Origin of the sequence: Dechloromonas sp. ZS-1 (assembly GCF_039649255.1) — a bacterium.
Taxonomy (GTDB): domain Bacteria; phylum Pseudomonadota; class Gammaproteobacteria; order Burkholderiales; family Rhodocyclaceae; genus Azonexus.
Window position 1 is genome coordinate 30,646 of sequence record NZ_JBDIYD010000019.1, and the last position, 17,841, is coordinate 48,486.

A 17,841-nucleotide genomic window follows, 5' to 3' on the forward strand; every position below is an offset into this window, starting at 1 on the left:
TTGGCAGCTACGGCATGGGAAAAACCCATCCTCGACCTTGCTTGGGCGCGTTCTGGAACTGATTCATCATCAACACGAAAGCATAATGACTGGGTGTTTATATGTCGAGTGGATGTGTTGTCGTGTGGTTTTCCATGGTCGTCGCCAGCCAAGGGCGAGGGGGCGTGCAAAGGCGGGGGCAGGCCACGGTTCGAGTCCATGTCCGTGCAGCATCCCCGAGTGTGATTTGGGCTTGGTCGGGGGCGGCGGTACACTGCGGGCATGAACCGAGGGTTGTTTGAACCGCCATACGAGATTTTTCCTTGAACGATCTGTTTTCTCAAAATTCGCCGGATTGTCCGGTTGACCGCAGCCAGCCTGAGTTTGCCCCGCTTGCCGAGCAGTTGCGGCCGCAGGCGCCGGATGAGGTGATCGGCCAGCAGCATCTGCTTGGGCCGGGCAAGCCCTTGCGGCTGGCGTTTGCTTCCGGGCAGCCGCATTCGATGATCCTGTGGGGGCCGCCGGGGGTGGGCAAGACCACCCTGGCGCGCATGATGGCGACGCAGTTCAATTGCGAGTTCATCGCGCTCTCGGCGGTGTTTTCCGGGATCAAGGAAGTGCGCGAGGCGGTGGCGCAGGCCGAGGTGTGGCGGGCGCAGGGCCGGCGGACCATTCTCTTCGTCGATGAAATTCACCGTTTCAACAAGGCGCAGCAGGATGGCTTCCTGCCGTTTGTCGAGAGCGGCTTGTTCACCTTTATCGGGGCGACCACGGAGAACCCGTCGTTCGAGGTCAATTCCGCCTTGTTGTCGCGGGCTTCGGTCTATGTGCTGAAGTCGCTCGATGTCGACGAGATGGGCGCGCTGTTCGACCGTGCCTGCGAGCGGGCCTTGCCGGACCTGCATTTTGACGAGGCGGCGCGGACGCGCCTGACCGGGCTGGCCGATGGCGATGCGCGGCGTTTGCTCAATCTGCTGGAGCAGGTGCGCACGGCCGCGAGTGCGGCCGGTTTGGCGACGGTCGACGGTGCCTTTATCGAAGAAACCATGGCGCAGAACCTGCGCCGCTTCGACAAGGGGGGCGATGCCTTTTACGATCAGATTTCGGCCCTGCACAAATCGGTGCGCGGCTCCAATCCGGATGGCGCGCTCTACTGGTTTTGCCGCATGCTCGACGGCGGCGCCGATCCGCGCTATCTGGCCCGGCGCATCATCCGCATGGCCTGGGAAGACATCGGCCTGGCCGACCCGCGCGCCATGCAGCTGGCCAACGATGCAGCCGAGACCTATGAGCGTCTGGGCAGCCCGGAAGGCGAACTGGCGCTGGGGCAGGCGGTGATCTATCTGGCGGTCGCGGCCAAGTCGAACGCCGGCTACAACGCCTACAACCAGGCGCGGGCCTTCGTGAAGCAGGATGGTTCGCGGCCGGTGCCGGTGCATTTGCGCAACGCGCCCACCAAGCTGATGAAGGAACTCGGCTACGGCAAAGCCTATCGCTACGCCCATGACGAGCCGGATGCCTACGCCGCCGGTGAAACCTACCTGCCGGAGGGGATGGCCGAGCCCGGCTGGTACGAACCCACGCCGCGCGGGCTGGAAGGCAAGATCGGTGAAAAGCTCGCCTACCTGCGCAGCCTGGACCGCAAGGCCGGCAAGGGCTGACGGCTGATTTGGGCGGCTTGCCGACGGTCGACCGTCGGGAAACGTCGATTTTTCTTCAAGAGCCCGGCGCTGCCGAATGAGGCCGGGTTTGGGGCGCCGCTTGGCCTGCGCCTAAGCCGGAAGGACCATTCAGGCGGCAGGCATTCAGGCCAGCCCGGGCAAGCCGGGCAAAATGCGTTGCAGCGTGGCGAGCGGAAAGCCCTGCGTGTCCTGCAGCACACGGCCGATCAGGCTGCGCCAGTCAACGCGCACGGGCAGGTCGCGCCCTTCGTTCAGGGCTGAGTCGGCCAGCCCGGCAAAATCCCCCAGCATGCGTCCGCCCTGGCGCAGCGCGCCGCCCGCCAGCAAGGCCAGGCTGCCGTGGCCGTGGTCGGTGCCCTGCGTGCCGTTTTCGCGCACGGTGCGGCCAAATTCGGTACAGATCAGCACCTGGGTGCGCCGCCATTCGGCCTCGCCCAGCCCCGTCTTGAGCGCCAGCAGGCCCTCGCCCAGTTGCGGCAGGCTGCGCCCGAGGCTGTTTTCCTGATTGGCATGGGTGTCGAAGCCGCCCAGATCGAGGAAAGCCATGGCCAGCCTGGGATTGTCGCGCAGCACGCGGGCCATGGTTTCGGCGCTGCGGGCAAAGCCGTTGATGCCGGCAGCGCCCCGTGCCGCACGCGCATCCATGCCCTGAATCGCATCCAGCTCGGCTTGCGTCTGCATGGCCTGATCGAGTGCGCGCCCGCTGGCCTGTTGTGCGTGCATGGCCATGATCGCGTCAAGGCTGCGGTTCTGGCGCACCTGCAGGCTGCTGCCGGCGAGCGGCATGAGATCGGCGGGCGGCGTGGCGCCTTGCAAGGCGAGGGGCGGATTGGCGGTGAAGCCGATCAGGCGGAAGCGGCCCTGCCAGGCCTCGCCGGCTCGCGCCAGCCAACCCTGCTGGCCGCGGGTGTCGCCATTGCCCAGTTCAAACAGATCCTGGGCCTGAAAGTGGCTGCGGCTTTTGTCCGGCGTGCCGGCACAGGGGGCGAAGGCCAGTTCGCGGCGGGCAAATAAATCGCTCAGCGCACGGCAGCTGGGGTGGGCGGCAAATCCGGTGCTGCCGAGCGGTTGACCGTCGGACAGCACGGTTTTGGCGAGGCCGGGGCGCAGGCTGGCCAGCCGGGGATCGGCCGCCGGGGCGAAGGCAAACAGGCCGTCCAGGCCGCCGCGCAGAAAGAGAAAGATGAAGCGGCCATCCGGGCGCTCCGGTCGTTCCAGCGCAAAGGCGGGCAGGGCGGCGCTGAGCAGGCCTGCCCCCAAGAGGCGGCGGCGTTGGCGGTTGAGGTCTGACATGGCGGACTCCTATCGGCGCATGAAGGCCGGACTGGCGAGCAGGGCCGCGCCTTCTTCGGCCGGATTGAGCCCGGCCAGCGCCTGACGGGCTGTTTCCGGGAGCGGGCCGACGGCCTGACGCAGGGCGGCCAGGTCGCTGCGGCAGCGTTGCGGTGCCTCGGCATCACGCGGCGCAGCCAGCGGCGCCTGACCGCTCCCGGCCAGTTGGGCGAGCCGGATGCGCTTGGCCATGGCGGGGGGCGAGAGCCAGTCGCTTTCCTGGCTGCCGTAGCCATCGGGCGTGGTGCGCATGAAGGGCGCCTGCCCCAGGTCTTGTGCGGTGCGCCAGAGCAGCGGGCCGTTGCCGACCGGTTGGTCGAAGCAGGCGGCGCGGGCTACCGAGAGCAGGTAATCCACGGGCTCCTTGAATTTCGAGGGCTGACGCAGCGAATCGGCAAATTCCCGGCTATCGAGCAGCGGGAGCAGGGTGGCCGAGATTTTCCCGCCGGAACGCAGGAAACCGGCCGCCATGCGCTCGACCAGCGCCGGGGGCGGGGCGTCGGCGAGAAAGCGCCGGGCCAGCTTGCCGGCAATGTGGCGGGCAGTGGCCGGATGGCCGGCCAGCTGGACGAGGGCCGCTTCGATTTCTTCGATGCCGCGTCCGGCCGGATAGGGCTTCCCGAGCAGGGTCTTGGCCGAGAAATCGTGACGCAGCGGATTGAAGAAAAAGAGGCCGCGCTGCACCGAACCTTGGGCGCCGCGCCCTGCAGGCGGCAGCTGTGGATTCACGATGCCCGCGCCGCTGATGATGCGCGCCAGGGCTTGAATGTCGGCCTGGGTGTAGCCGCTGTCGATGCCCAGGGTGTGCAGTTCCAGCAGTTCGCGGGCGAGGTTTTCGTTGAGGCCGAGCGTCTTGCCGCGCGCGCTGGCGCGTTGGGCGAAGGGCGATTCGGGGGCGGTCGACTGCGCGTTGTCGAGGTAAAGCTGCATGGCCGGGTGGAAAAAGCTGGCGCGCAGCAGGGCCAGGAAGGTGTCCTCGTGCAGCGCCTGTTGCAGGTGCCGCGTGTAATCCGCCATGAGGAATTTGTTCAGGGTCTTGAGACCGTGGATCGAAAAGTGATTCAGCCAGAAATTGAGCAGCACCTCATGGCCGGGGTTGTCCGAATTGGCGCTTTCCAGCAGGCGGGCGGTGGCCGCCTGTTCCAGAATCTGGCGGCCCCGGATTTCTGATTCGTTGCGTGCGACGCCGTCGGCCATCCGGGTGGTCCGGGCATCTTGGCGCACCACCCCGCCCGGGCCGAAATCGGCCCATAGCGTTTCGACGGGCGTGGCGGAGGCAAATCCTGCGATTTGCTGGCGGATCGTTTCCGGCTGCCGCGAGGGCGCATGCAGGGCGCGTTCGAGATACTGGCGCAGGCTCTGGCCGGTGGTGGCATCCAGGCTGGCGCGATTGGCGCCGTAGCCAAAGCGGTTGAGCAGGGCGCGTGCCGTGTCCTGATCGAGCGGCTGGTCGAGATCGGCATGCACGCCGAGGTGGATGCTCAGCAGCAGGCCAGCGATGAGGGCGCGCCGACGGCGGGAAGGAGCGGGCATGGCAGGTTCCGCCTACGAGGTCTGGATGCGGCGATTATCCGGCGCGCCGGGGTGGTCTGGCTGTGTCCGTTTGCAAGCAAATGTTTCCGTGGCCGGCGCCGGTGGATCGGAGGCGCCGGGGCACAGCTCAGCGGCGCTGCTTTTTGCGCTGGACGGGCTTGCCGGGCGATGGACGCACCGGGCTGGCTTTTTTGACGCTGAGCGTCACCAGGAAGGGGAAGTCGCGGTCAGCATGCTCGGTCAGGCGATAGGCGCTGCCCAGGGCAGGCTTCAGGCGGGCGATCAGCGCGTCGAGATCGACGGCTTCGCAGCGCAGATCGACGATCAGGTCGCCTTCGTCTTCATAAACCGGAAAGTCGGAACAGCCGGGCGGCTTGATGTCCTGGCCGTAGACGCGGCAGTTGCCGGCAGTTTCGTCGTAGGCCGGACAGGGCTTGCTGTGGATGTAGTAGAGGCCGTTGGCGGCGCGGATTTCGACCGGGCCCTTGCCGGCGGCAAGTTGGCGGTCGAAGTCCTTGCGCGAGGCCTCGATCTGCCAGAGCGGCTTGACCTGCTTCCATTCCAGTTCCAGCACGAGGGCATCGAGCTTGCAGCAGGGGCGGCTGCAGCTTGGGCAATGCGGGATCACGTCCGCCGTCTGATAGTCGGCCGCCACGCGGCTGAGCGTCTCGGTGAGCGGGGTGGCGGGGGAGCGGGCGACGGTCGACATGGTTTCAGGGGGCAAAATCGGTTCAGGATACCTGGCGCGGGCCGATGTTGCGGCGCAGCCAGGTCTGCATGTCGTCCCAGATTTCCCGTTGTTCCTTGAGCGGCGGGAGACTGTTGGCGTTGGGCAGTTCGATGGTGATGACCGGCAGTTTTTTGTGCACGCCGCCGTAGTTGCCGAGCGAGCCGGGATAGACGCCCAGCCGGTTCAGGTTCAGGTGGCCGAAGCGGCGCGGCTGGCGGGCCGGGCCGTCGTAGTCGAGCAGGCCGTAGGGCGCGTGCGTGGCGACGATCACGTCCGGCTTGAAATCCTCGATCTGGGCATTCAGCCAGCGCGTTTCGATTTCGGAATTGGCCTGCTTGCCGGGGAAGCGGCGCGGGTCCTTGCGCGTCTTGCTCTGCCAGTAGGCGTGCGCATCTTCGCTCCAGTCCGGCGTCGGGAAGTTGCGGTTGAGATCGACGCCGTTGGCGTTGGTGCGCTGCGGCGGGGTCGCCAGCAGGCCATCCGGATTGGCCACCGGGATGACGCGCCAGTGGTACTGGCGGGCGTCGCCTTCGTCGATCCAGCGCATCCAGCGGAAAACCAGCGAGGCGGCAGCCAGTTCGTCGCCGTGAATGCCGCCGATGATGAGAATGCGCGGCGCGCGTTCGCCTTTGCCGAGGGCGGCGATTTTCTGAGCGGCAGCCGGATAGTCGCGACGCATCAGGGCGTGGCCGTTGCGGGTTTTTTCCGGGGCGGCTTCCAGGCCCAGCTTGCGGCATTGCTCCGTCGGCACGCTGCCCAGCCGCTTGCCGATCTGCGCGCACCAGTCCGGCGCTGCGGCCTGCGCGGGCAGGCTGAAGATCGCGGCGAGCAGCAGGCTCAAGGCGGGACGCAGGAGGGCGAGGGGGCGAAACATCCGTGGCACAGTGTGAAGCAAAACCGCCATGATACCGGCTGGCGAGCCTGAAATCGATCTGCACGGGGCCGGAAGGCGGGCTGCCTCGCGCTATAATTGCCGTTTTTGCCGCCCGTTTTCCGTGTTGCGGCGCTCTGCATTCTTTCAGGACCTGCCATGCTCGACATCCAGCAACTTCGCTCCAATCTTGACGCCGTCGCCGAAGGCCTCGCCAAACGCGGCAAGCCCATCGACTTCACCGAATTCAAGGCGCTGGAAGCCGAGCGCAAGACCCTGCAAACCCGCACCCAGGATCTGCAATCCCAGCGCAACACGCTGTCCAAGCAGATCGGCATGCTCAAGGGCAAGGGGGAAGATGCTTCCGCCGTGATGGCCGAAGTCGGGGCGCTGGGCGACGAACTGAAGGCTTCCGAGGCCCGCCTGAGCGAACTGCTCAACCAGTTCAATGCACTGCTTGCCACGCTGCCGAACATCCCGGACGACACCGTGCCGGTCGGTGCCGATGAAACCGGCAACGTCGAAGCCAAGCGCTGGGGCACGCCGAAGACCTTTGATTTCGAGGTCAAGGACCACACCGACATCGGCGAGCAGCTGGGCCAGCTCGACTTCGCCACCGCCGCCAAGATTTCCGGCGCCCGCTTCTCCCTGCTCAAGGGCGGCGTTGCCCGTCTGCACCGCGCGCTCGCCCAGTTCATGCTGGACACGCACACCGCCAAGCATGGCTATACCGAAGTCTATGCCCCGTACCTCGTCAATGCCGCCAGCCTGTACGGCACCGGCCAGCTGCCGAAGTTCGAGGAAGACCTCTTTAAGGTCCTGCGCGGCGATCAGGACCCGCTCTACCTGATTCCGACTGCCGAAGTGCCGGTCACCAACATCGTGCGCGACGAAATCCTGGCTGCCGAAGTGCTGCCGCTGAAGTTCGTCTGCCACACCCCGTGTTTCCGCTCCGAGGCCGGCTCCGGCGGCCGCGACGTGCGCGGCATGATCCGCCAGCACCAGTTCGAGAAGATCGAACTGGTTCAGGTTGTGCATCCGGACCAGTCGGCCGCTGCGCATGAAGAACTGACCGGCCACGCCGAAGCCATTCTGGAAGCCCTTGAACTGCCGTACCGCCGCATGGTGCTGTGTTCCGGCGACATGGGCTTCTCCGCGGCCAAGACTTACGACCTGGAAGTCTGGCTGCCGGCTCAGAACACCTACCGCGAAATTTCCTCCTGCTCCAACTTCGGCGCCTTCCAGGCCCGCCGCATGCAGGCCCGCTTCCGCAACGAGAAAAACAAGCCGGAACTGGTGCACACCCTGAACGGCTCCGGTCTGGCCGTTGGCCGCACTCTCGTCGCCGTGCTGGAAAACAATCAGCAGGCCGACGGCAGCGTCCTCATCCCGGCTGCACTGCGCCCCTACATGGGCGGCCTTGAGGTGCTCACCCCGGGCGTCTGATCAGCGTCGCTGCGTGCATCATGAAAAACGGCACCCGAGGGTGCCGTTTTTGTTTGGGTTGGTGTCTTGAGCGGGCGTTGTTTTTCGGATTACCGGCTGTCCAGCCTCAATCCCGGATCGTGTGCGATGCCGCCCAGGCCGGGGCCGTCCTGATCGTCGGCATCGGGCAGGCGGGCGATGTCGCGGGCGGCTTTGCGGGAGTAGCGGCGTTGCAGTTCCTCGACTTCGGCGACGACGCGTTTGAGGCTGCGTTCGACGGCGGCGCTGGGTTGGAGCGGCGCGGTGTTGCGCAGGAGGATGTCGTAGTAGCTGCGGATGTTGTCGACGAGGATCACGGCCTCACCGCCGCGGGCGCGACCGGCTTTGACCTTTTGGGCGTATTTGGGCTGGGCCAGTTTGGGCAGCACCGTCTTCATGTCGTACCAGGTGGTCGCATCGGCGCCGAGCAGGCGGGCCAGGCGCAGGCCGGCATTGAGATTGCCCGGGCCGAGGTTGTAGCCGGCGAGGGCAAGCCAGGTCCGGTCCGGTTCATGGATGTCGGCCTCCAGCTGTTCCTTGAGCCAGTTGATGTAGCGGGCCCCGGCCAGGATGGACTCCTTGGGGTCAAGACGGTTGGTGACACGCAGGCGGTCTGCGGTTTCTTCGGTCAGCATCATGATGCCGCGCACCTTGGTGTAGCTGGTGGCTTGCGGGTCCCAGTGGGATTCCTGGTAGGCGACGGCAGCGATCAGGCGCCAGTCGAGGCCGGTGTCGAGTTCGGCGGCCTGGAAATAGCGACGCAGTTTGGGCAGGGTGGTTTCGATTTCGCCGAGGAATTTGGTGACGTCGCCCTGGGTCAGGCGCCGGACATGGCCGTAGTAGCGCTCCTCGATGCGGGCCAGGGTGCCGTCGTGCTGGGCGCGCTCGACAAAGCTTTTCAGGCGCTCGGCCAGTTCGGCATTGGGTTGGGTGCCCAGGAGCCAGACGATGGGTTGTTCTTTACTCAGGGTCAGGGTGGTGCGCAGGTTGGGGACGAACTGGGTGGCGATGTCTTCCACCATGGCGTCGATGGCGACGTAATCGACCCGTCCGTTACCCAGTTGCTCGAGTAGGTCCAGGATGCTGCCCTGATTGACTTCGACCACCTTGAGATTGGGGAAGGTGCCGGCCAGCTGGTGCAGGGTGTCGGCCTGGCGTGAGCCGGCCAGGGCGTGGACCGTCTTTCCGTCGAGTTGGCTCAGTTCGTTGAGGGGCAAGGAGGAATCATGCTGAGCCAGACGGTCGACCGTCTGGAAAATGGGCGCAGTCGTCTGGATCGTTGCATCGTGCCCCGGCGACAGCCAGCCTGCGGCAATGTGGTAATTGCGGCCGCGCAATTTATCCGGGAGTTCGCCGGGTTCGACGGTGAGGTATTTGATGCCCACGCCGAGTTCAAGCGCGAAGGCTTCGATCAGGTCATGCTCCAGCCCGGTCGGGCTGCCGGGTTCGTCCGTGCCGTAGGTCAGCGGGCCGGGCTGGACGAGGACGACAAGATCGTGCTGCCCGGGTGTCGGGAAGGGCAGCGGTGCACGGAACGGCAGATACTCGCCGCAGGCGGCAAGTATCAACAGTAATCCAATGCAGAGAAATCTTGTTGTCCAGGGCATGAAGTGTGCTATAGTTTCGGGCTCGCGGAGAGGTGGCAGAGTGGTCGAATGTACCTGATTCGAAATCAGGCGTACTGCAAGGTACCGAGGGTTCGAATCCCTCCCTCTCCGCCACTCCCGGCTTAGCCACTTTTCAGAACTGCACCGCGGTTTTAAAAAGTGGCTTTGTTGTTTCTGCCGCCGCATTTTTGTCCTTCCAGCGCGCTGCGGCGGTGCGCAGTATACCCGATCCCCAAAATTGACTTGTGGCAGGACTGTAAAGTCTTGTGCTGCCGTCGCTGGCTGCGCTTCGGCCCTTCTTTCTCCGCGCTGAGCGGGCCGGGCTGCAAGGGTTTCCCCAAAGCGTCCAGCCCTTGGCATAATCCGGGGAATGCTCGCCTACCTGATCCGCCGCCTGCTTTACGCACTCCCCATCCTGATCGGGGTGAATCTGATCACCTTCGCGCTGTTCTTTATCGTGAACACGCCGGATGACATGGCGCGCATGCAACTGGGCGTCAAACGGGTGACGCCGGAGGCGATTGAAAAATGGAAGGCGGAGCGTGGCTACGACAAGCCGCTGTTTGTCAATTCGGCGGCTTCAGGGCTGTCGACCGTGACCGACACCATTTTTTTCGAAAAATCGGCGCGCATGTTCGTCGGCGATTTTGGCCGGGCTGAAGACGGGCGCGATATTGCGCGTGAAATCGGCAGCCGCATGGGGCCCTCGCTGGCCATTGCCTTGCCGACTTTCGTACTGGGCCTTCTGGTCGCGGTCAGTTTTGCGCTGATGCTGGCCTTCTTCCGCGCTTCGGCGCTGGATGTCTGGGGCGTGGTGCTGTGCGTGGCCATGATGTCCATTTCCGGCCTCTTTTACATCATTGGCGGCCAGTACCTGTTCAGCAAGATCTGGAAGCTGGTGCCCATCTCCGGCTTTGGCGAGGGGCTGGATGCCTGGCGTTTCCTCATCCTGCCGGTGGCCATCGGCGTGATTTCCGGCATTGGGGCTTCGACGCGCTGGTATCGCACCCTGTTTCTCGAAGAGGTGAACAAGGATTACGTGCGCACGGCGCGGGCCAAGGGGTTGCCCGAAACGACGATCTTTTTCTGGCACATTCTCAAAAACGCGATGATCCCGATCCTGACCGGCGTCGTGGTCGTCATCCCGCTGCTGTTCATGGGCTCGCTGCTCACGGAGTCCTTCTTTGGCATCCCCGGCTTGGGCAGCTACACCATCGATGCCATTCAGGCGCAGGATTTTGCCGTCGTGCGCTCGATGGTGTTCATCGGAGCGGTGTTGTACATCGTCGGTCTGATCCTGACGGACCTCTCCTACACGCTGGTCGATCCCCGGGTGCGTTTCGAATGAGAGACTGGCAGATCGTGGTGCTCTGGTCCGATGTCCTGGTCTGGCTGCTGGTCCTGGCCGGGCTCGGTTTTGCCATGATGGTGCGGCGCCAGCCGCCCTTGCGGGCCGCTTGGGCGCGGGTTGGGCAGCACCGCATCGGGATGGCCTCGGCCACGGTCTTGCTGGCTTTTGTGCTGGTCGGGCTGCTCGATTCCGTGCATTACCGCGAAGCCTTGCCGGCCAAGGCCGGGCAGAAGGTGCAATACGCGGTCGAGGTGCGTTCCGTGCTCGATGCGCTGGCCACGCCGCTGCGTACGAAAAACGAAAAGACCTACTCGGCGCCGCTGGCCACACGCCTCTATGCCAAGGAAACGCGCGAGGTCGAGGGCGTGGGCACGGTGCGCGACTATCCGCGCTTGAAGCATGGCGGGCAGCATCTCGGTGAGAACGAGGCCGAGCGCGGGGCGGACGTGGCCTTGACGGCGTTTCGTGCCGCCGTGCTGGCCTTCCTGACCTGGCTGGGTCTGGCGGGGATGGTACGGCTGGCGACGCGCACGCCGACGGTCAACCCCGAAAACAAGCCCAAAACCGGGCCGGGTTTTGCCTGGGATGCCGTGCTGGGCACGGTGCTCGTCATGTTGCTGGTGCTCGCGCCGCTCTTCGCGCTGGCTGGCCAATACCATGTCTTCGGCACCGACAAGGTGGGGCAGGACGTGCTTTATCAGGTGCTGAAGAGTATTCGCACCGGCCTCATCATCGGCTTGGTGACCACCCTGGTCCTGCTGCCGGTGGCGGTGGTGCTGGGCATCGTGGCCGGCTATTGCCGGGGCTGGGTCGATGACCTGATCCAGTATCTCTACACGGTGCTCAACTCGATTCCGGGCGTCTTGCTGATCGCAGCCGCGGTCCTGATGATGCAGGTGGTGATCGACGGCCACCCCGAGTGGTTCTCTACGGCAGCCGAGCGGGCCGACTTGCGCCTCCTCGCCCTCTGTTTCATCCTCGGCATGACCAGCTGGACCGGCCTGTGCCGTCTGCTGCGGGCCGAAACCCTGAAGCTGCGCGAACTGGAGTACATCCAGGCGGCGCAGGCCTTTGGCGTGCCGGGTTGGCGCATTCTGCAGCGCCATATCCTGCCCAATCTGATGCATATCGTGATCATCTCGCTGGTCATGGATTTCTCCGGCCTGGTGCTGGCCGAGGCGGTGCTGTCCTATGTCGGCATCGGGGTCGATCCGAGCATGACCAGCTTCGGCACCATGATCAACAATGCGCGTATGGAGCTCGGCCGCGAGCCGGTGGTCTGGTGGTCGCTGGCCGCCGCCTTCTCAGCCATGTTCCTGCTCGTGCTGGCGGCCAACCTGTTTGCCGATGCCGTGCGCGATGCATTCGACCCGAGGGCTGCCTGATGCTTGAAGTTTCCGATCTGCGTCTGGGTTTTCAGTCGGGCGGGCAGGTGCTGACGGCCGTGGATGGCATCTCGTTTGCGATTGCGCCGGGTGAAACCTACGCCTTGCTGGGCGAATCCGGCTGCGGCAAATCGGTCACCGCGCAGGCCATGTTGCGTCTCCTGCCGGCGGCAGCGCGGGTGCAGGGCGGGGCGGTACGGCTCGATGGCGAAGACCTGCTGGCCTTGCCGGAAGCCGCCATGCGGACCCGGCGCGGCAGCCAGATGGCGATGATTTTCCAGGAGCCGGGAACCAGCCTGAATCCGGTGTTGACCGTCGGCGAGCAGATCGGCGAAGTGCTGGCCCGCCATCGGCAGCTGCGCGGTGAGGTTGCCCAGGCGCGCATGCTCGATTTGCTGCGGCAGGTGGGCATTGCCGATCCGGCGCGCCGCCTTGAGGCCTATCCCTTCCAGCTCTCCGGCGGCATGAAGCAGCGCGTCATGATTGCCATGGCCCTGGCCGGTGAGCCGGCCTGGCTGATTGCCGACGAACCGACGACGGCACTCGATGTCACGGTGCAGGCGCAGATTCTCGATTTATTGGCCAAAATCCAGGTCGACCGTCGGATGGGCATGTTGCTCATCACGCACGATCTGGGCGTGGTGGCGCGCATGGCGCAGCGCATCGGCGTCATGTATGCCGGCGAACTGGTCGAGGAAGCAGGTTGTGACCGCTTTTTCGCGCAGCCGGCCCATCCTTACACGCAGGCCTTGTTTGCTGCTTTGCCGGATATCAGCCGACGCGGCAGCCGGCTGGCCAGTATTGCGGGGCAGGTCCCCGGTCTGGCCGAGATGCCGGCGGGTTGCCGGTTCGCCTCTCGCTGCCCGCAGGCCATGCCGATCTGCCGCGAGGTGTCGCCGCCCTGGCGGACCTTGGCGGACGGCCATCGCGTGCGCTGTCACTGGGAGGGGGCGCAGTCCGTGCCGATCTCTGGTCATGCGCCGACTGAGCTGGCGCTGCCGGCGGCCCGCCCGGTGCTGACGGTGACGGACTTGCAGGTGCACTTTCCGATCCGGCGCGGTCTGCTGCAGCGGACGGTCGGGCATGTGCGTGCCGTGGATGGCATCTCGCTGTCGCTCTCGCCCGGACGGACCCTGGCCCTGGTCGGTGAGTCCGGCTGCGGCAAGACGACGGTCGGCAAGGCCTTGTTGCAACTGATCCGCCCGACGGGCGGTGCGGTCAGCCTGCATGGCAACGCCTTGCACCAGCTCTCGGGGAGCGCCTTGCGGACGGCCCGCCGGCACGCCCAGATGGTTTTCCAGGACCCCTTTGCCTCTCTCAATCCGCGGATGCGTATCGGCGAGATCATCGCCGAAGGCATGCAGGCCCTCGGCGTGCGCGATGAGGGGCAGTATCATGCGACGGCGGTGGCTGCCTTGCTCGCGCAGGTGGGCTTGCCGGCGGATGCCGCGATGCGCTATCCGCACGAATTCTCCGGCGGGCAGCGCCAGCGCATTGCCATTGCCCGCGCGCTGGCGGTCCAGCCTTCGCTGCTCATTTGCGACGAGCCGACGTCGGCGCTGGATGTGTCGGTACAGGCCCAGATATTGAATCTGCTGAAGCGTTTGCAGGGCGATCTTGGGTTGGCCTATCTGTTTATCACGCACAACTTTGCCGTGGTCGAATACCTGGCGCACGATGTGGCGGTGATGTATCTCGGGCGGATTGTCGAACGCGGCCCGGTCGAGGCAGTGCTGCGCCAGCCGCGTCATCCCTATACGCAGGCCTTGCTCTCTGCGGTGCCGGCACCTCGGCCGGGTGCTGCCAGTACGGCCATCCGGCTGCCCGGCGAAGCCCCGTCACCGGCCAATCCGCCGCGCGGTTGCCACTTTCATCCGCGCTGCCCGCGGGCCGAAGCGCGCTGCCGTGAGGATGCGCCGGCAACCGTGACGGTGGCGGAGGGGTATACGGTCAACTGCCATTTTGGCTGAATTTCCACCTGACTTCCCTGCGTGACCGAGGTTGGCCTCGGCCTGCGCGCAATGTGACAACGCCCGGCATGCCGGGCGTTGTACTGTCTGGGCGAGGCTGGGCGCTTGAGCGTGCTTAACCGCGCTTGCCCTGGCTGGACTTGGCCACCTTGGCCGGGGTTGCCGGTGCGGCTTTGGCGCTGCTGTTCTTGGTAGGCGCGCTTGCCGTTTTGCTGCTCGCCTGCTTGCCCGGTGCGGAGGCCTTGGCTGGCGTGCTGCTGGCGGCGAGCTTGTTTGATTTGCCGCCGGTCTCGCGGCTGTTGTCCTTGGCGCTGGCTTTGCTGTTGGCCTGCTTGCCGCTTGAGGACGCATGGCCCTTGTCGCTGCTGCCGGCCTTCTCGGTCGGTGCGGCGCTGGCCAGGCGAGGGCTGCTCTCGCCCGCACAAGCCGATTTCTTGGCTTTTTTCGGGCAGGGCTTGGGTTCCGGCTCGATGATCTGGGTCGGTGCCATGGCGTTGAGCAGCGGCCCGAGGTTGTCGCGGTTGCCGCCACCCGGCACGAGCAGCGTGGTCCCGGCACCCAGTCGGGCGCGTTCCGGCAGGCTGTTGACCCGCGCCAGTTCACTGGCCGAGATGCCGAACTGGCTGGCAATGCGGTCCAGACGGTCGCTGGCGGGGACCGTGTAGGCGCGCCACTCCGAGAGCGGGGTCTGGGTGGCGTGCAGGTTGGCGTAGAAGGTATCGAGCTTGTCCGCCGGAATGACCACCGGGGTTTCCGGCTTGATGAGCGGGCGATTGTGCGACGGGTTCAGGCGCTGGAATTCTTCCAGGGAGAGGTTGGCCAGTCGTGCAGCGGTTTTGACGTCCATCGGGCGCGGTGTTTCCAGCATGGCCAGGTAAGGACGGTTCGGGATGCGCGGCAGATCAAGGCGGGCAACCAGTTCCGGGTTGCCGAAAATGTTCTTGAGGGCCTGCAGCTTGGGCACGTAATGCCGGGTTTCGTTCGGCATGTTCAGGCTGGGGTAATCGGTCGGCAGGCCGCGTGCTTCATTTTTCTCGACGGCGCGTTTGACCGCACCTTCGCCCCAGTTGTACGAGGCGAGGGCAAGGTGCCAGTCGCCATGCATGTCGTAGATGGTCTGCAGATAGTCGAGGGCGGCGCTGGTCGAGGCGATGATGTCGCGGCGCTGATCCTGCCACCAGTTCTGCTGCAGGTTGAAGCGCTTGCCGGTGGCCGGGATGAACTGCCAGAGGCCGGCGGCATGTGCCTTGGAGTAAGCCATCGGATTGAAGGCACTTTCCACCATGGGGAGCAGGGCCAGTTCGGTCGGCATGCCGCGCGCTTCGATTTCCTCGACGATGTGGTGCAGGTAGGGGCGGCTGCGCTCGACCATGCGGCGCAGGGCATCCGGGCGGCTCTGGTAATACTGCTGGTAGTAGAGGACCAGATCGTCATTCAGATTGGTCATCGCGAAGCCATCGCGAATCCGGTCCCAGAGATTGTCCGACTGGGTGGTCAGGTCGATGCTGCGCTTGAGTTGGGGCGCGCCCTTGAGTTCCTGGACGGCCAACTCATCGGTGGCGGGCGAGGCTTGCGCTGCCGTGGCCTGCAGGCCGGGCATGAGCAGGGAAATCAGCGGGAAGGGGCGGTCGTCATTGGCGAGCGCCGTCGTCGACAGGCTCAGGGCGAGGAAACCCAGTCCGGCACCGGCCAGTCGGCGGATCAGCGATAGAACATGGCGGTCATGCATCGAGATGGCTCCGAGTGCATTGCAACAAAGCCTTCGATTATACCGGATCGGGGAGGGTGTGTCTGCGCCGGGTGTGTTGCAATCAATCCTGTAATTTCGTTCAAGTTGACGCGAATGTGCTGAATATTTGCAAAATTGCGTAAATCGTGACTTGACTCATGGGATGAAGGGCAGGGGGAGGGCGGTCGTGTCTTCTTGCTGGTCCCAGCGGGCGTGGCAGAGTGCGATGAAACGTTGTGCGCCCTGGCCCAGGGTGCGTTGGCGGTGCTGGGCGAAATAGAAGTGTCGGCTCAGGGTGAATTGCGGCGTTGGGATTTCCACCAGGCTGCCGCGCCGGAAGGCTTCGCGCAAGGCGAGCCGGGACAGGCAGCCGATGCCGAGGCCGGATTCCACCGCGCGCTTGATCGCTTCGGTGTGCTCGAGGGTGAGGCGGATCTGGTAGTGCGGAAGTTGGCTGAAGAGCATGCGGTCGATCAGGTCGCGCGTGCCGGAACCGCTTTCTCGAACGATCCAGGCCTGCTCGGCGAGTTGTGCGTTATCGACGGCGTCGTGTCGCGCCAAAGGGTGATCGGGGGCGCAAAAGACAACCAGCTGATCGTTCAGCCAGGGCGTGAGCAGCAGGTTCGGGTCATGGGCTTCGCCTTCGATCAGGCCGAGATCCAGTTCGCAGCTGAGGACCTGCTGCACGATTTCGCGGGTATTGGCGACGTGCAGGCGAAGTTGAGCGGCGGGAGATTCGCGCAGGTAATCGCCCATGATCAGCGTGGCGAGGTAATTGCCGATGGTCAGCGTGGCCCCGACGGAAAGGGGTTCCAGGCTGTTGCCATCGAGGTAGTGCTCGATGCGGGCGGCCTTGGTCAGCAGGCTCTCGGCCATCGGGCGCAAACCGTGGCCGGTGGCGTTGAGGCGCAGTGATTTGCCGATGCGATCAAACAGGGGGCGCTCGAATTGACGCTCCAGTTCGACCAGGGCACTGCTGGCCGCCGATTGGGACATGGCAAGCGCGTCAGCCGCGCGGGAGACGTTTTCGTGGCGGGCGATGGCGGCAAAAACCTGAAGTTGGCGCAGGGTGAGTCGCATATCGATTTTGTCGCTAACGTATATTTGAATTATCCGATTCTATAGCGTAATGCGGCTTGCTAGCATGCGGGTATTGTCATTTGCCTGAAAGAAATGTGTCATGAGCAACTTGAGTACGGAGCAGGTTTTGTCGGTGCACCACTGGAACGACAGCCTTTTCTCCTTCCGCACCACCCGGGACGCCGGCCTGCGCTTCATCAATGGTCAGTTCGTGATGATCGGGCTGGAGGTGGAAGGGCGCCCCCTGACTCGTGCTTACAGTATCGCGAGCGCCAATCATGAGGAGCATCTGGAATTCTTCAGCATCAAGGTGCCGAACGGGCCGCTGACTTCCCGTCTGCAGCACTTGCAACCCGGCGATCCGATCGTGGTCAGCAAGAAGCCCACGGGAACGCTGGTATTGCGTGATCTCAAGCCGGGCAAGCGTCTTTTCATGTTTGCGACGGGGACCGGATTGGCGCCGTTCATGAGCCTGATCCGCGATCCGGATGTCTATGAGCAGTACGAGCAGGTGATCCTGATTCACGGCGTGCGCTGGGTGAGCGAACTGGCTTATCACGACTACATCACCGAGACCTTGCCGGGGCATGAGTTCTTTGGTGACTGGGTGCGCGAGAAGTTGGTGTATTACCCGACGGTGACGCGCGAGCCTTTCCGCAATCAAGGTCGCCTGACTGATCTGATCGAGTCGGGAAAGTTCTTTGAGGATATCGGTCAGGCGCCGCTCGATCCGGCGACGGATCGCGCCATGATCTGCGGTTCCCCGGCCATGCTGGCGGATACGGCAGCCATGCTTGACCGGCGCGGCTTTGCGATTTCGCCGCACATCGGTGTGCCGGGCGATTATGTGATCGAGCGTGCTTTTGTCGAAAAATAAGCCCTGAGTGGCGCCCGACGGTCGACCGTGTGGGCGGGTGAAAAATGTCGGATGCCAGTGTGGGTCCGGCATTTTTTTGGGTCCGACGAATTGGCGCCTTGGGCTTACAGAGGGCGAGGGGCGGGCCAGAAAGCAAAAAGCCGCTGAAATCATCGATTTCAACGGCTTTTAAACTTGGCGGAGTGGACGGGGCTCGAACCCGCGACCCCCGGCGTGACAGGCCGGTATTCTAACCAACTGAACTACCACTC

The 17,841-nt window shown here is 64.6% G+C and carries 13 protein-coding genes and 1 tRNA gene; 7 read left to right on the forward strand and 7 right to left on the reverse strand.

The features are described from left to right. Window positions 1–311: 311 nt before the first annotated feature. Window positions 312–1,640 carry a replication-associated recombination protein A gene (locus AACO21_RS15755; protein ID WP_346193494.1) on the forward strand — a complete coding sequence of 443 codons (1,329 nt, stop codon included), beginning with the start codon at window positions 312–314 and terminating at the stop codon, window positions 1,638–1,640. Window positions 1,641–1,784: 144 nt separating this feature from the next. On the opposite strand, the gene AACO21_RS15760 is transcribed toward AACO21_RS15755, so the two are convergent. From AACO21_RS15760 to AACO21_RS15775, 4 genes are all read right to left on the reverse strand, one after another. Further along, the gene (locus AACO21_RS15760; protein WP_346193481.1) at window positions 1,785–2,954 is read right to left on the reverse strand and encodes a DUF1501 domain-containing protein; all 1,170 of its coding nucleotides are present in this window, start codon (window positions 2,952–2,954) and stop codon (window positions 1,785–1,787) included. A 9-nt stretch (window positions 2,955–2,963) separates the two neighbouring features. After that, on the reverse strand, window positions 2,964–4,526 hold the full coding sequence (locus tag AACO21_RS15765; RefSeq protein WP_346193482.1) for a DUF1800 domain-containing protein: 1,563 nt from the start codon (window positions 4,524–4,526) through the stop codon (window positions 2,964–2,966). Window positions 4,527–4,653: 127 nt separating this feature from the next. Then, entirely contained in the window at window positions 4,654–5,235 is a 582-nt protein-coding gene (locus AACO21_RS15770) for a hypothetical protein (RefSeq protein WP_346193483.1), read from the reverse strand. 22 nt (window positions 5,236–5,257) lie between these two features. Next, window positions 5,258–6,130 (reverse strand): M14 family zinc carboxypeptidase, encoded by an 873-nt coding sequence (locus tag AACO21_RS15775; protein ID WP_346193484.1) that lies wholly within the window; start codon window positions 6,128–6,130, stop codon window positions 5,258–5,260. Between the two features lie 156 nt (window positions 6,131–6,286). Between AACO21_RS15775 and serS the strand changes: the two genes are divergently transcribed. Next, on the forward strand, window positions 6,287–7,573 hold the full coding sequence (gene serS / locus AACO21_RS15780) for a serine--tRNA ligase (RefSeq protein WP_346193485.1): 1,287 nt from the start codon (window positions 6,287–6,289) through the stop codon (window positions 7,571–7,573). An 89-nt stretch (window positions 7,574–7,662) separates the two neighbouring features. Here serS and mltF read toward each other — a convergent pair whose 3' ends face one another. Further along, entirely contained in the window at window positions 7,663–9,159 is a 1,497-nt protein-coding gene (mltF, locus tag AACO21_RS15785) for a membrane-bound lytic murein transglycosylase MltF (protein WP_346193486.1), read from the reverse strand. A gap of 65 nt (window positions 9,160–9,224) precedes the next feature. Between mltF and AACO21_RS15790 the strand changes: the two genes are divergently transcribed. The 4 genes from AACO21_RS15790 (at window position 9,225) to AACO21_RS15805 (ending at window position 13,904) form a co-directional block, all read left to right on the forward strand. Beyond that, window positions 9,225–9,312: transfer RNA gene (locus AACO21_RS15790), tRNA-Ser, on the forward strand. A 256-nt stretch (window positions 9,313–9,568) separates the two neighbouring features. Then, window positions 9,569–10,546 (forward strand): ABC transporter permease, encoded by a 978-nt coding sequence (locus AACO21_RS15795; RefSeq protein ID WP_346193487.1) that lies wholly within the window; start codon window positions 9,569–9,571, stop codon window positions 10,544–10,546. Continuing rightward, complete coding sequence (locus tag AACO21_RS15800) at window positions 10,543–11,934, forward strand: ABC transporter permease (protein WP_346193488.1); 1,392 nt, start codon at window positions 10,543–10,545, stop codon at window positions 11,932–11,934. Before AACO21_RS15795 ends, AACO21_RS15800 begins: the two co-directional genes overlap by 4 nt. Then, the gene (locus tag AACO21_RS15805) at window positions 11,934–13,904 is read left to right on the forward strand and encodes a dipeptide ABC transporter ATP-binding protein (RefSeq protein ID WP_346193489.1); all 1,971 of its coding nucleotides are present in this window, start codon (window positions 11,934–11,936) and stop codon (window positions 13,902–13,904) included. Before AACO21_RS15800 ends, AACO21_RS15805 begins: the two co-directional genes overlap by 1 nt. A 115-nt stretch (window positions 13,905–14,019) precedes the next feature. Here AACO21_RS15805 and AACO21_RS15810 read toward each other — a convergent pair whose 3' ends face one another. Next, complete coding sequence (locus tag AACO21_RS15810; protein WP_346193490.1) at window positions 14,020–15,633, reverse strand: transglycosylase SLT domain-containing protein; 1,614 nt, start codon at window positions 15,631–15,633, stop codon at window positions 14,020–14,022. Window positions 15,634–15,789: 156 nt separating this feature from the next. Next, window positions 15,790–16,713, reverse strand: a complete 924-nt coding sequence (locus AACO21_RS15815; protein ID WP_346193491.1) for a LysR family transcriptional regulator — start codon at window positions 16,711–16,713, stop codon at window positions 15,790–15,792. A 100-nt stretch (window positions 16,714–16,813) separates the two neighbouring features. Between AACO21_RS15815 and AACO21_RS15820 the strand changes: the two genes are divergently transcribed. Beyond that, complete coding sequence (locus AACO21_RS15820) at window positions 16,814–17,590, forward strand: ferredoxin--NADP reductase (RefSeq protein WP_346193492.1); 777 nt, start codon at window positions 16,814–16,816, stop codon at window positions 17,588–17,590. The last annotated feature ends 251 nt before the right edge of the window (window positions 17,591–17,841 follow it).

Bases quoted from the DNA above. Each gene is read 5' to 3' on its own strand.
- AACO21_RS15805 (WP_346193489.1), top strand. From the start codon at position 11,934: ATGCTTGAAGTTTCCGATCTGCGTCTGGGTTTTCAGTCGGGCGGGCAG.
- AACO21_RS15760 (WP_346193481.1), bottom strand. From the start codon at position 2,954: ATGTCAGACCTCAACCGCCAACGCCGCCGCCTCTTGGGGGCAGGCCTG.
- AACO21_RS15800 (WP_346193488.1), top strand. From the start codon at position 10,543: ATGAGAGACTGGCAGATCGTGGTGCTCTGGTCCGATGTCCTGGTCTGG.
- AACO21_RS15770 (WP_346193483.1), bottom strand. From the start codon at position 5,235: ATGTCGACCGTCGCCCGCTCCCCCGCCACCCCGCTCACCGAGACGCTC.
- AACO21_RS15795 (WP_346193487.1), top strand. From the start codon at position 9,569: ATGCTCGCCTACCTGATCCGCCGCCTGCTTTACGCACTCCCCATCCTG.
- AACO21_RS15775 (WP_346193484.1), bottom strand. From the start codon at position 6,130: ATGTTTCGCCCCCTCGCCCTCCTGCGTCCCGCCTTGAGCCTGCTGCTC.
- AACO21_RS15820 (WP_346193492.1), top strand. From the start codon at position 16,814: ATGAGCAACTTGAGTACGGAGCAGGTTTTGTCGGTGCACCACTGGAAC.
- AACO21_RS15810 (WP_346193490.1), bottom strand. From the start codon at position 15,633: ATGCATGACCGCCATGTTCTATCGCTGATCCGCCGACTGGCCGGTGCC.
- AACO21_RS15815 (WP_346193491.1), bottom strand. From the start codon at position 16,713: ATGCGACTCACCCTGCGCCAACTTCAGGTTTTTGCCGCCATCGCCCGC.
- AACO21_RS15765 (WP_346193482.1), bottom strand. From the start codon at position 4,526: ATGCCCGCTCCTTCCCGCCGTCGGCGCGCCCTCATCGCTGGCCTGCTG.
- serS (WP_346193485.1), top strand. From the start codon at position 6,287: ATGCTCGACATCCAGCAACTTCGCTCCAATCTTGACGCCGTCGCCGAA.